Here is a 13,964-nt window from a genome sequence, read left to right as displayed (position 1 = left end):
CCCCAAACCTGCCGCGCCCGTCGCCCGATTGATCGGGAGGGCGGGTGCGGCCTTCTTTCTCTGTCGCGGCCCGGTGCCGCTTTAAATCCTAGTGCACGAACCGCGCGACCACGTCGCGATACGACCGGCTCACCTTCACCTGCGCACCCGAATCGAGCACCAGGAAGCATTCGCCATTGGTGTGCGGCTTCACCTGCCGGACGAGATCGAGGTTGACGATCGTCGAGCGGTGGACGCGCTGGAAGCGGCGCGGATCGAGGCGCTTTTCCAGATCCTTCATCGTTTCGCGCAGGATCAGCGTGTTGTCGCCGGTCTTGATGCACATGTAATCGCCCGCCGCCTCGACGCTTTCGATCGTATCGACGTCGACCCGGAAGATCTGGCCGCGATCCTTGATGTTGATCAGCTTCTCGAAGCGGTTCGACGCGAGTTCGCCGCCATCGCTCATATTTTCCGCCGCTTCGGGGGCGACCTCGGCGAGCACTTCCTTGAGCTTCTCGATTTCTTCGACGTTGCGCTTCTCGGAAAGCCGCAGCCGGACGCGATCGAGCGTGTCGGCAAGCCGCGCCTCCTCGACCGGCTTCATCAGATAATCGACCGCTTGTGCCTCGAACGCGCGGATCGCGTGATCCGAATACGCGGTGACGAAGACGAACAGCGGCGGTTCGACCTCCATCATGCCCTGAACCACCGAAAAGCCATCGAAACCCGGCATCTGGATGTCGAGGAAGACGAGATCGGGCTTGTTGGTCTTGATCGAGCGGATCGCCTCGCGGCCGTTGGTGCAGGTGTCGATAACCTCCACGTCGTCATGGCTCTCGAGCCGTAATTGCAGTCCCTGGATCGCCAGCGACTCGTCATCCACCAAAATCGTTCTGATCGTCATGCGGCCTCTCTCGTCGGTTCCTCGAGCTGGAACGGAATTTCAATGTCCACCCCGAACCCTCCCCCGCGGTTCGATCGCGTCTCAAATCGGTGGTCAGGCCCGAATGCCTGCGCCAGTCTGTCCCTGATATTGGCCAGCCCGACCCCGGTCGAAAGGCTTGGGCGTGTTTTCGTTTCGCGCAACCCCGGGCCGGTGTCGGTCACGGTGATCTGCACTCTGTCTCCGGCCAGCCGCGCCTGGACGACGATTTCGGCGCCTTCCTCCTTGGGGGTGACGGCGTATTTGATCGCATTCTCCACCAAGGGTTGCAGCAACAACGACGGCAGCCGTGCCTTCTCGACCTTGGGGTCAATATCGAACCGCGGGCGTAATCGTTCCTCGAACCGCATCTTTTCGATCTCGAGATAGAGTTTGAGCGTCTCCACCTCCTGCGCCAGCGTCACGTTCGCGGTCGGCTCATTGGCCAGCGTATAGCGCAGGAACGACGACAGCCGGCTCAACATCGCGTTGGCCCGCTCGGTCTGCTTGAGCAGCACCAGGGTGGAGATCGAATTGAGCGTGTTGAACAGGAAATGCGGGTTGAGCTGATAGCGCAGCATCGCGAGCTGCGCCGACGACGCCTGCATTTCGAGCTTGGAAAGCTGGTCGATCTGATCCTCGACGATCAGATAATAATTGATCCCGAAATAGAGCGCGGACCAGCCGGTTAATGAGATGAACGCGATATAGGTCGTCCCCACCGCGCGCGTCAGCGTTACGCCGGGCTGGTCGCTCGACAGCGAGAAATTGAACGCGTCGAGCACCGCGAACAGCACCGTCGCCGCCGCCAGCGTCGCCAGCGAGATCAGGATTCCCGTGATCTGCGGCAATCGGCGGCGATAGAATCCGAACAGCGTCGAGAGCAGCAGCGTGATGCAATAGCCGATGATCGCTTCGATCACCGTGTTGACGACGATCTTGATGTCGAAGCCGTTGGAAATGCTGACGACGGTGCGCAGCAGCAGATAGCCCAGCCACCCCGCGCCCTGGAGCATCCAGAAGGCGCGGTTCTTGTCCTCGAAGAACGGCCGCGAGAAGATTCCCGGCGTCGTACCGGGCTTCAGCTCGGGAAGGATGGGGCGGGGAGCGCGCATCGCAACGCCTGCATATAGCGGCTCGCCGGGCGGCGGGAAGGGGCAGGCGCACCGGGCGGGTGGACAATCGGGCCGATTGCGGTGTGTGCGCCGCAATGGCATGGCGCGGGCGATGCGGGCGTTCCGGCCTCTTACGGCGTTCCAGCGCCACCTGATGATCGCGCTGTTCGCCTGCGCGGTGCTGGTGCGCATGGCCGTGCCCGAAGGCTGGATGCCCGTCACCGATGCGAGCGGGGCGGTGCGGATAACGATCTGCACGGGCATGGGGCCGGTCGATGCCGGCATGGCGGCCGCCGCGGATCATGCCGGCATGAATATGGGTCACGCGGGCATGGATCACGCCGGCGCGGCGATACCCGGCGCGACGCACGATCAGCCGTCGCCCTACGATCAGGGCAGCCACCCCTGCACCTTCGCCGGCCTCGGTCTCGCCGCGGCGTTGCCCGATCTCGCGCTTGCGCCGACGGTTCCCTTCATCGTGGCGCAGCCGCGCGCGCTCGTACGCGCGGCCGTGGCGATCGGGCACGGGCTCGCCGCGCCGCCGCCGCCGCCGACAGGGCCGCCGCTCCTCGCCTGACCGATCGGGCACGCCTCCCGCGTGCCCGCTGCTGGTTGAGCGAGGAGACTCCATGAATATCCGTTATCGCGCGCCCTTGAGCGCGCTCGTACTGCTGTCGGCGCTCGCCGCGGCCCCTGCTGCCGCGCAGGATACGTCTGCCGATTCCGGCCGTGACATCCTCGTCGTCGGCCAGAAGGGCGCGCCGATCACCATCGAACCGCGTGGCCTGTCGGTCAGCCTCGGCGACGATCAGTTCGCCGGGGTCAACGCGTTCAACACCGAGGATCTGATCAAATACGCGCCCGATTTCTTCGTCCGCACGCGTTTCATCGGCGACAACAATGCGGTGCCGGGCTTTCGCGGCACGCACTCGACCCAGTCGGCGCGCAGCCTGGTGATGGTCGACGGCTTCGTGGTGTCGAATTTCCTCGGCAACTCGTTCAGCTACCCGCCCGCCTGGGGGATCGTCAGCCCAAGCGAGGTTGCCCAATTCGACGTCGTCTACGGTCCCTATTCGGCGCATTATCCGGGCAATTCGATGGGCGGCATCGTCAACATCACCACCCGCGCGCCCACCGAGACCTCGGCCTTCGCCACACTCCAGGGCTTTGCGCAGCCCTATCGGCAATACGGCACCCGCGACACCTATTACGGCTATGCGGCGGAAACCGGGTTCGCGCTCAAACAGGCGGGCAGCCCGTGGGGTCTGCGCGTGTCGTTCCGGCGGCTCGAAAACACCGGCCAGCCGCAACAATTCTACCTGCCCGGCTATTCGCCCGCGCTTTACGCCGATCCCGCCGCCGGCACGCCGGTAACCGGGGCGATCATCGATCGTGCGGGCGTGCCGGTAAGCGGCACCGACGGCATCGTCGCGCCCGTCGTGGGTGATTATTCGCCCGTCGAGACGCGCCACGATCAGGCGCGCGCGCAACTGCGCTACGATCGCGGCGCGTTCCACGCCGAGGCGCTGGTCGCTTATTGGTGGAACCGCGAAAAAACGCTGCATCCGCAAACCTATCTGCGCGACGGCAAGGGCGATCCCTTCTATGGCAATGCCGTACGCGCCATCAGCATCAATGGTCATAGCTGGACGCTCGACCCTGCCTCGACCTTCCGGCTCGGCATCGCCGACAAGGACGAATGGCTTGCCGGGGTACGGCTCGAAGGCCCGGTTGCCGGCTTCACCGTGCGCGCCAACCTCTCGACGCTGCGGTTCGCCGACCAGACCAGTCGAACCTCGAACGGCTGGCGGGCAGGCATTACGGGCGGCGCGGGCCAGCGCACCGATCAGGGGCCGACCGGGTGGTATACGGGCGATCTCACCGTCACGCGCAGCTTCGGCGCGCACGACATCGCCTTCGGCGTCAATTCGAATCTCTACGAAACCGATCAGCGCGTGGTCGACACCGCCGATTGGCGCGCTACCACCGGCGGCGCGCTGCGCACGCGCACCTTCGGCCGGACGCGCACGATCGGGGCGTTCGTCGAAGACGCGATCGATCTCGGGCCGGAGACGCTGCTCACGCTGGGCGCCCGGCACGATTGGTGGCGCGCCTATGACGGCGGGCTGACGGGCAGGGCAGGGGCCGGATACGCCACGCAACTTTACGCCGCGCGCGCGCAATCGGCCTTCAGCCCCAAATTCTCGCTGCGCCATGCCTTCGCGGGCGATTGGGTCGCCGAACTCAGCCTCGCCACCGCGACGCGCTTTCCGACCGTGGGTGAGCTGTTCCAGGGTTCACTCGACGGCGACGGCAGCTTCAACGAGGATAGTTTCGATCCCGATCTCAAGCCCGAAAAGAGCCGCGACGCGAACCTGCTGCTGCGCCACGCCATCGGCCCGGTCACGCTGACGGGCAGCGTCTTCTATCAGCGTGTGAAGGATGCCATCTTCAGCTTCATCGGGTTCAACCAGAACGGCGTTTCGACCTCGAGCTTCAAGAATATCGATGCCACGCGGCAATATGGCGCCGAGCTGATCGCCGAGGCGCGCGATTGGCCGGTCGAGGGCCTCGATATCGACGCCAACGCCGCCTGGATCGATGCGATCACCGCGACAAACCACGCCGATCCCGCCTCCGAAGGCGTCCAGTTCCCGCGTATCCCGCGCTGGCGCCTGAACGGCAATCTGCGCTGGCGTGTGTCGCCGACGCTGCAAGGCGTGGTCGGCCTGCGCTATGCGAGCCGGCCCAACACCGATCTCGACGGGCTGCTGCGCGGCGACACCTACGGCTATACGTCGGAATTGTTCGCGCTCGATCTCAAGGCCAATCTCGACGTGACCGATCGGTTGCGGATTTCGGGCGGCGTCAACAATCTCACCAACGATCGCGCCTGGGTCTATCATCCCTATCCGCAGCGCACCTTCGTGGTCGAAGCGGGGGTGAAGCTATGAGCGTCCACGCCCCCGGCACGCGCTGGTACAATGCGGTCTGGCGCTGGCATTTCTATGCCGGGCTGTTCTGCATTCCGTTCGTGATCTGGCTCGCGTTGACGGGCACGATCTACACCTGGGGGCCGCAGATTGAGGCGTGGCTCGATCGGCCCTATGCCCATGTCGCCGCGGGCGCGCCGTCCGCCGCCCCTGACGCGCAGGTCGTCGCCGCGCTCGGGGCGGTGCCCGGCGCCAGCCTGCACAAATACCAGCTTCCCGATTCCCCGGATCAGGCGGTGCAGATCCTGATCGGAAAGCACGGCATCGAGCAGCGTGCCTATGTGGACCCCGCCACGACGCGGGTGCTCAAGGTCGCCGTCGAGGAGCAGCGGCCGCTCCGGCTCGTCTTCCACCTCCACGGCGAATTGCTCGCGGGGCCGCTCGGCAGCTTCTTCGTCGAGACCGCGGCGTGCTGGGCGTTAGTGATGCTGCTGACCGGCCTCTACCTGTGGTGGCCGCGCGGGCGTCGCGGCCTTGCGGGCGTGCTCTACCCCCGCCTCACGCGGGGAGGCCGCGCGTTCTGGCGCGATCTGCACGCCGTCACCGGCATCTGGGTATCGCTCGCGGCGTGCTTCCTGATCGTGACGGGGCTACCCTGGGCTCAGGCATGGGGCAGCTATTTCGCCGAAATCCGCACATTGACGGGCACCACCGACGGCCCGATCGACTGGACGATCGGCGGCGCCAGGCCCGTGCCACCGGTCGCCGATCCGATGCTGGGGCCACACGCCGAGCATCAAGGCATGACGATGGCGCACGCCGCGCCGCGGCCCGGCGATCTGGCGCGGGTGATCGCCGCGGTCCGCCCGCTCGATCTCGCCGCCCCGGTGATGGTTGCCCCGCCCGAGGCGGGCGCGGCGGGCTGGACGGTGACGTCGGAGGCGGCCAACCGGCCGCTACGCACGCAATTGGTTGTCGATGGGGGCAGCGGTGGCGTGCTCGCGCGCAAGGACTTCGCGCAGCGCCACTGGATCGATCGCGTGGTCGGTTACGGCATCGCGATCCACGAAGGCGCGTATTTCGGCATCGCCAACCAGATCGCGGGCACGCTCACCGCGCTGCTGCTGGTGGTGCTCGCCGTCTCGGGCGCGGTAATGTGGTGGCGCCGTCGTCCCGGCGGGCTGCTCGGCGCTCCCTTGCCGCTGACCCGCCCGCGCTTCGGCTGGGCGCTGATCGGCGGGATCCTCCTGATCGGCCTCGCCCTGCCGCTGTTCGGCGCGACGCTGATCGTGGTGCTGGTGCTCGAACGGACGCTGTTGCGGTGGGTGCCCGGCCCGCGCCGCTGGCTCGGCCTCGCCCCCGCCTGACCGCCAAAAGAAAAGCCGCCCCCGGATGGTTCCGGGGGCGGCTGTTTCTCGGGTGTGTCGCTATGCTCAGATCTGGAAGTTGATCGTCGCGATGAAGGTGCGCGGCGAACCGATCTGGACGAACGGTGCGTTGTCCGCCGGCAACCCGCCACTGAAGCCGCCGACATAGAGTTCGTCGAAGACGTTGGACAGGTTGAGCTGGAGGAAGGTCTTGTCGTTGAGCCCCGCCCAGTCGAGCGGCAGGCGGGCGTCGAGATCGACCAGCGTATAGGCCGGCACCTTGGCGCCATAGACCTGCGCGCCGCCGATCGTGATCGGCAGGTTCTGGTCGTTGACGTAGCGCGGTCCCGTCCGCTTGGCCTGGACACCCAGTTCGAGTGGCCCAAGCTGGCCCGAGGCGCGACCGCCCATCGTATAGACCGGCGCGCCCGATTCACGCTTGCCCGCGGTCATCGCATAGATCGGGTTGCCGCTGGTGTCGGTGTCGACCAGCACATTGTCCTTGATCTTGGACTTCATGTACGAGCCGAAGACGTAGAGCTGGACCTCGGGGATCGGCGCGTAGGCGATGCTGCCGTCGATGCCGTATTTGTCGACGCGGCCCAGGTTCCGATAGATCGTCCGGTCGGTGACGGGGTCGTAAGCCGATGCCAGCCGGTTATTGAAGATCGTGTACCAGCCGCTGACCTGCGCCTGCACCTTGCTCGACGTGTAGCGCACGCCGAGATCGAAATTGTCGGTCGTCTCCGGGTTCGGATGCGCGGCATCGCTGTTGGGTGCGAAGAAGAAGCTGTTATACAGATTGTCGGTGCCAGGCACCTGCAACCCCTTCGAATAGTTCGCGAACATGCTCACGACGGGGGTGAAGTTGTAGGTGAAGCCGACGTTCGGCAGCACCTTGTCGTACTTGAGCACGCGCTGCTGCGGTCCCTGCACGCCCGCATTGGCGGCCGCATAGGCTGCGTTGGCGGCATCGTTGTCCCGGCCGAAGCAGTCGACGAAACCGCTCGCGCTGGTGGTGAAGCAGTAATTGCTCAGATCGCGCTTGAAGAACGGCGCGCGGACACCGGCGTTGATCATCAGCGCATCGGCGAAGAACGAACCGCGATACTCGCCCGACACCTGATGCAGGGTCGCGTAGGACAGGCGGTCACGCTTGCTGGGTGCGAAGCCGTCCGCCGCGATCACCGGATCGTTGATCGGGAAGACGTCGAACGGATTGCCGTTCGCCTGGAGCAGGCCGATCCGGCCGGTCTGGCGATGCCGCGCGCGATCGTAGCTGTACGCGACGCGCACGCTCTGCGTGTCCGACAGGTCGTAGCGCAGCGAAGCGATCACGCCGTAGCGGTGCGTCTGCGTCTGGCTCGGCTGAAGGATCGTGACCGCGTCGAGCAGATCGCCGTCGCCGTTGAGATCGACACCGGTATAGGGCTTGCCGCCGATATAGCCGAACAGCGGGGTGCCGTCGACGTCGCGGCTATATTCATAGCCGGTGGTCGTGCCGCCGCCGTTCGCCTTGACGTATTGGTAGCTCGGATCGACCGTCAGGACGAGGCCGTCGGCCAGCGTGAAGCGTGAATTGACGCGGATGTTGCCCGTATTCGACGGGTTGAAACGATAGTCGAACGAGGTGCCGCACGAATTGGGGGCATCCGCGACGCCCGGCTCGGGCGTGTCGATCTGGCAGCGGCCAACCTCGTAGAAGCGCTCGTCCTTGGTCTGCGGAAAGCCGCCGGTCACGGCGCGATCGTTGCGCAGGCCGACCGAGCCGAAGAAGTTGTTGCGGTTCTCGTTGTAATGGCCCGCGATCGAAATGAAGTCGCCGTTGTCGCCGAGCGGCTGATAGACCTTGGCGTTATACTGCTGCTTGTCGATCTTGCCGTGGTCGTTGAACACATTGTCGTTCTCGGCATGGCTGGCCGAGAAGAACGCCTTGGTGCCCCACGGCGTGAACACGCCGGTATCGACCGCGCCGAAGATGCGGAAGAAGCTGTAATCGCCGACCGAACCCTGCAACCGCGCGCCGAACTCGTCGAACGGGTTGCGCGTGCGGTAGTTGACGGTCGATCCCGAGGCCGCGGCGGTCGGGCTGTCGACGTCGGTCGAGCCCAGGTTGACGTTGACCTGCTCGATCAGCTCGGGGTCGAGCTGCTGGTTCGAATAGAGCGCGTAATTGCCCGAATCGTTGAGCGGAACGCCGTCGAAGGTCTGCGAGATGCGGCTGTTGTCGAAGCCGCGGATGGTGAGCGTGCCGCCCGCCGATCCGAACGGATCGTTGTTCTGGAAGCTGACGCCCGGCAGCATGTTGATGATGTCGTCGACCGTCTGGCCCGGCACCTGGCGCTTGATGAATTCCTGCGTCAGCACGGCCTTGGCCTTCGTGGTCTCCGGCACCTGAACGCCGCCGACATCGCCGACGCGCTCGCCGGTGACGACGATCTCGTTGTCGAAGTCCACCGATCCGGTCGACTGGGCATAGGCCGCGCCCGGAAGGGTCAGCGCGGCAAAGGCCACGCCGGTGAGAAAGGTCATACGCATGTGAATCATTCCCCTGAGGAGATTGAGATGTGAGGGTCCTAAAGTGGCGGGTTCTTATTGCCCGGCGTCACGAGCGCCCCTGCCTCCCAAATATTTCCTTTGGGTGACAGTCAACCGAGCTTGGGGCCAGATCGCCACAGAGTTATATTGCGTTGCAAAAAAGCATCACCGCGCGGCGGCCACGATCGCGGCCCATTCAGCCTCGTCGATCACCCGAATCCCGAGGTCGGCGGCCTTCTTGAGCTTCGATCCCGCGCCCGGCCCCGCGATCACGAGGTCGGTCTTGGCGGAGACCGATCCGGCAACCCGCGCGCCCAGCGTCTCGGCCTGCGCCTTCGCCTCGTCGCGACTCAGGGTCTCGAGGCTGCCGGTGAACACCAATGTCTTGCCCGACACTTCCGACTCGCGGGTTTCCTGGGCGAAGGGCAGGGGGTGGGTGACCGAAAGCAGGTCGTCCCACGCTGCGCGATTATGCTCCTCGGCGAAGAAATCGACCAGCGCCTCGGCGACCACGGGGCCGACGCCTTCGACCGACTCGATCTCGCCGCGCGCCTCGGGTTCGGCGGCGGCGCGCGTGGCGACCCCGGCGATGGCCTCGACCGTGCCGAACGCCTTCAGCAGATCGCGCGCGGTGATCGCGCCGACGTGGCGGATGCCAAGCCCGAACAGGAAGCGCACCGGATCGGGCGTGCGTTTCGCCTCGATCGCCGCCAGCAGGTTGGCCGCCCACACCTTGCCGTCCTTCTTGCGCGGCAGCAATTCGGCCTCGGTCAGCCGGAAGATGTCGGCGGGGGTGTGGATCAGCCCGTCGTGGAAGAAATCCTCGATCTGCTTCAGGCCCAGCCCCTCGATGTCCATCGCGCCGCGGCTGACGAAATGGCGCAGCCGCTCGACGCGCTGTGCGGGGCAGATCAGCCCGCCGGTGCAGCGGATATCGACTTCGCCGTCGCCGGCCACCGCGTCCGATCCGCAATCGGGGCAGACGCTCGGGAAGCACCATTCGGGCCGTTCCACGTCGCGCGTGAGGTTCTCGACGATCTGCGGGATGACGTCGCCCGCGCGCTGGATGACGACGCGGTCGCCCGGCCGCACGCCCAGCCGCGCGATCTCGTCGGCATTGTGCAGCGTCGCGTTGGTCACGACGACGCCGCCCACCGTGACGGGCTCGAGCCGCGCGACGGGCGTCAGCTTGCCCGTCCGCCCGACCTGGATGTCGATCCGTTCCAGCGTCGTCTGCGCGCGCTCGGCGGGGAATTTGTGCGCGATCGCCCAGCGTGGGGCCTTGGCAACCTGCCCCAGCCGCGCCTGCCAGTCGAGCCGGTCGACCTTGTAGACGACGCCGTCGATATCGAACGGCAGGTCGGCGCGCGCCGCCTCGATCTGCTTGTAGACCGCCAGCGCTGCCGCCACGCTCTCGACGCGGCGCAGCGCGTCGGCGACCGGAAACCCCCAGCGCCCGATCGCCTCGATGGCCCGGGTCTGCGTGTCGCCCGGCAGGGCACTGGTCTCGCCCCAGCCATGCGCGAGGAAGCGCAACGGGCGCGCCGCGGTGACGGTCGCGTCCTTCTGGCGCAGCGATCCCGCGGCGGCGTTGCGCGGATTGGCGAACTGCCGCGCCTTGCCCGCATCGCCCGCCGCCTCGGCCTCGGCGAGCAGCCGCGCGTTCAACGCGGCGAACGCGGCCTTGTCCATATAGACCTCGCCGCGCACCTCGAACAATTCGGGCGCGTCCGCCGGCAGCGTGCGCGGAATATCGCCGATCGTCAGGACATTGGCGGTCACGTCCTCGCCGACCCGCCCGTCGCCCCGCGTCAGCGCCTGTACCAGCCGGCCGTGCTCGTAGCGCAGCGAACAGGAAAGCCCGTCGATCTTGGGTTCGGCGACCAATGCCACCCTCTCGTCGTCGGCCAGCCGCAGGAACCGACGCACCCGTGCGGCGAATTCCTCGACCTCCTCGTCCGAAAAGGCGTTGTCGAGGCTCATCATCGGCCGTGCGTGCGGCACTTTGGCAAGGTGCCCCGCGGGCGCCGCGCCCACCAGCCGGCTCGGCGAATCGGCGCGGACCAGGTGTGGAAACGCTTGTTCGATCGCGCTGTTGCGGCGGACGAGCGCGTCATAATCGGCGTCCGAAATCTCGGGCGCGTCGTCGGTATGATAGAGCGCGCTGTGGCGCGCGATCTCGGTCGCGAGCCGTGCGAGTTCGGCGGCGGCGTCTTCGTCGGTTTTGGGCAGGGAGGCCATGCGCAAGCGCTACGCAAGCGAGAAAGGGTGATCAAGCTGCTTGAACGGTTCGGTCTTATGTTGTGACCGGCGACGATCCCCTTCGGATACGTAGGGTCCTGACCCTAAACGCCGAATTGTCCCCTTCTTCCCACCCCGGCGAAGGCCGGGGTCCAGTTGCGCGCCGCCCGACGCAATCCGTTCACCCTCTGTCCTACAAAGGGTGATTCATGCCACAAAGGGTGCGTGACACCACGCTCGCCAATCCTCGTCTGTTGCTGGATCTCGGAAATCTTGCGTATCCCCGGCAGAACCGCGCGACACTCTCCACTTTCTCCACTTCACCCATGACCGACCTGCCCATCCACGCCGTTCTGCCCGATCTGCTCGCGGCCTTGCACGCGGGCGCGAACGCCGTGCTGGTGGCGCCGCCGGGCGCGGGCAAGACGACCGCGGTGGCGCCCGCGTTGCTCGACGAGAATTGGTGCACCGGCGAAATCCTGCTGCTCAGCCCGCGACGTCTCGCTGCGCGCGCCGCGGCCGAGCGGATGGCCGCACAGGCGGGCGAGCGCGTCGGCGAGACCTTCGGTTACGCGACGCGAATGGATACGAAGCGCTCGGCGAAAACGCGTGTCACGGTCGTCACCGAAGGCATTTTCGCCAACCGCATCCAGGCCGATCCCGAGCTTGCCGGCGTCTCGGCGGTGCTGTTCGACGAGGTCCACGAACGCAGCCTCGACAGCGATTTCGGCCTCGCGCTCGCGCTCGACGCGCAAGGCTCGCTTCGGCCCGATCTGCGGCTCATCGCGATGTCGGCGACGCTAGACGGTGCGCGCTTCGCCGCGTTGATGGGCGACTGCCCGGTGATCGAGAGCGAGGGCCGTTCGTTCCTGCTTGAACTGCGCTATCTCGGCCGTCGTGCCGAAGCACGGATCGAAGAGGCGGTCGCCGCCGCCGTCCGCATCGCGCTGGCGGAGGGGGAGGGCGGGGTGCTCGCCTTCCTGCCCGGCGTCGCCGAGATCGAGCGCACCGCCGAACGACTCGACGGGCTGGGGCAGGGCGTGGTTCTCCACAAGCTCCACGGCAGCCTCGATCCCGCCGCGCAGCGCGCCGCGATCGCGCCCGATCCCGCCACCCGCAAGGTGGTACTGGCGACCGCGATCGCCGAGACCAGCCTGACGCTCGACGGTATCCGTATCGTGGTCGATTCGGGGTTGGCGCGGCGCCCCCGCTACGATCGCGCGGCGGGGATGACGCGCCTCGTCACCGAACGCGCGAGCCAGGCGGCGGTCACCCAGCGCGCCGGTCGCGCCGCGCGGCAGGCACCGGGAATCGCGTACCGATTGTGGGAGGAAGCCGCGACGGCGGGGCTGCCGCGTTTCGATCCGCCCGAGATCCTCGAAGCCGATTTGTCGGCGCTGACGCTCGATTGCGCGCTCTGGGGCGTTGCCGACCCACGCGTTCTCCACTGGACCGATCCCCCGCCCGAAGCCGCGATCGCCGAGGCGCGCACTCGCCTCGCGACGCTGGGTGCGCTCGACGCCCAGGGCCGCCCGACCGCGCACGGTCGCGCAATCGCCACACTCCCGCTGCCGCCGCGCCTTGGTCATATGCTCGTCGCCGCCGCCGATCTCGGGTTCGCGCGCACCGCCGCCGAGGTCGCCGTATTGCTCGGCGAACGCGGGCTTGGCGGCGCTGACCCCGATCTCGACACCCGTCTGCGCCGCTGGCGCACCGAAAAAGGCAAGCGCGCCGAGGCGGGGCGGGGGCTGGCGAAACGATGGACATCCTTGTTGCGTCATCCCCGCGAAAGCGGGGACCCATCTCCCGACCGCCGCACCGAATCCGATCCGCAGGAACCGGGTTCCCGCTTCCGCGGGGATGACGAGGTGGGGGTGACGATCGCCCTCGCTTTTCCCGATCGTGTCGCGCGCCGCCGCGATTCTTCGGGCGAGACCTGGGCGTCGGTCGGTGGCAGGGGGTTCCGCCTCGATCCCACCCTATCGCTCGCCCGTCACGATTGGCTCGCGGTCGCCGAAACGCAGGGGATGGCCGCAGGCGCGCGCATCCTCTCCGCCGCGCCGATCGACGCCGCGACGGTCGAGGCGCTGTTCGGTGACCGGATCGAGACCCGCCGCACTGCCGCCTTCGATCCCGCGACGGGCGGGGTGAAGGCGCTGCGTGAACGTCGGCTCGGCGCGATCCGGCTTGCCAGCGGCCCCGATGGCGACGCCGATCCCGATGCCATCGCCGCGGCGCTACTCGGCGGCATCCGCACGCACGGCCTCGATCTTCTCCCGTGGAGCGACGCCGCGCTGGCGCTGCGCGAGCGTGCGCATTTCGCCGCCGATCATGGCGGCGCCGATCTCGCGCTCGACGATGCCTCGCTGCTCGATCGCGCCGATCAGTGGCTTGGCCCCTTGCTCACCGGCAAGCGCCGGCTCGACCAGATCGAGCCCGGTGCGCTCACCGATGCGCTGCGCGGGATCATCGGCTGGGAGGCGATGCAGGCGATCGACCGACTGGCGCCTGTCCGCTTCGACGCCCCCGCCGGGAGTATCCACGCGATCGATTATGGCGCCGAAGGCGGCCCGCGCGTCGAATTGCGCGTGCAGGCGCTGTTCGGGCTCGCGACGCACCCGACCGTCGGCGGCGGGCGTGTGCCGCTGGTCCTCAGTCTCACCTCGCCTGCGGGACGCCCGATCCAGACCACGCGCGATCTGCCGGGTTTCTGGGCCGGAAGCTGGGTGGCGGTCGCCAGGGAGATGCGCGGGCGCTACCCCCGGCACCCCTGGCCCGACGACCCCGTCTCGGCCTCGGCGACGCTCAGGACCAAAAAGGCGGATGCACGCGACGGAAAACCGCGCTAATGCCGCGATCGAACAAG

8 protein-coding genes are annotated in these 13,964 nt (G+C 67.1%); 4 read left to right on the top strand and 4 right to left on the bottom strand.

Annotation, left to right across the window (positions count from 1 at the left end; translation table 11 throughout):
- Window positions 1-88: 88 nt before the first annotated feature.
- Window positions 89-886 (bottom strand): LytR/AlgR family response regulator transcription factor, encoded by a 798-nt coding sequence (locus DFR49_RS09215; protein WP_119035484.1) that lies wholly within the window; start codon window positions 884-886, stop codon window positions 89-91.
- A complete protein-coding gene (locus DFR49_RS09210; protein ID WP_119035483.1) occupies window positions 883-2,019 on the bottom strand; it encodes a sensor histidine kinase in 1,137 nt (378 codons plus the stop codon). The genes DFR49_RS09215 and DFR49_RS09210 overlap by 4 nt, the downstream gene beginning before the upstream one ends.
- Before the next feature lie 112 nt (window positions 2,020-2,131).
- On the opposite strand from DFR49_RS09210, the gene DFR49_RS09205 reads away from it, so the two are divergent.
- The 3 genes from DFR49_RS09205 to DFR49_RS09195 are packed head-to-tail and all read left to right on the top strand — an operon-like array spanning window position 2,132 to window position 6,319.
- Window positions 2,132-2,596 (top strand): hypothetical protein, encoded by a 465-nt coding sequence (locus tag DFR49_RS09205; RefSeq protein ID WP_119036329.1) that lies wholly within the window; start codon window positions 2,132-2,134, stop codon window positions 2,594-2,596.
- Between the two features lie 52 nt (window positions 2,597-2,648).
- A complete protein-coding gene (locus DFR49_RS09200) occupies window positions 2,649-4,973 on the top strand; it encodes a TonB-dependent receptor (protein WP_119035482.1) in 2,325 nt (774 codons plus the stop codon).
- Window positions 4,970-6,319: a PepSY-associated TM helix domain-containing protein gene (locus DFR49_RS09195; RefSeq protein ID WP_119035481.1), complete on the top strand. Its 1,350-nt coding sequence runs from the start codon at window positions 4,970-4,972 to the stop codon at window positions 6,317-6,319. Before DFR49_RS09200 ends, DFR49_RS09195 begins: the two co-directional genes overlap by 4 nt.
- Window positions 6,320-6,385: 66 nt before the next feature.
- Here DFR49_RS09195 and DFR49_RS09190 read toward each other — a convergent pair whose 3' ends face one another.
- Window positions 6,386-8,857, bottom strand: coding sequence for a TonB-dependent receptor (locus tag DFR49_RS09190; RefSeq protein WP_425454930.1), 2,472 nt, complete (start codon window positions 8,855-8,857; stop codon window positions 6,386-6,388).
- Window positions 8,858-9,022: 165 nt separating this feature from the next.
- Complete coding sequence (ligA, locus tag DFR49_RS09185) at window positions 9,023-11,098, bottom strand: NAD-dependent DNA ligase LigA (protein WP_119035479.1); 2,076 nt, start codon at window positions 11,096-11,098, stop codon at window positions 9,023-9,025.
- Window positions 11,099-11,424: 326 nt separating this feature from the next.
- On the opposite strand from ligA, the gene hrpB reads away from it, so the two are divergent.
- Window positions 11,425-13,947 (top strand): ATP-dependent helicase HrpB, encoded by a 2,523-nt coding sequence (gene hrpB / locus DFR49_RS09180; protein WP_119035478.1) that lies wholly within the window; start codon window positions 11,425-11,427, stop codon window positions 13,945-13,947.
- Window positions 13,948-13,964: the final 17 nt, after the last annotated feature.

It is taken from the genome of Hephaestia caeni (assembly GCF_003550065.1).
Taxonomy (GTDB): Bacteria; Pseudomonadota; Alphaproteobacteria; order Sphingomonadales; family Sphingomonadaceae; genus Sphingomonas; species Sphingomonas caeni_A.
This window is presented reverse-complemented; position numbering and strand designations above follow the sequence as displayed.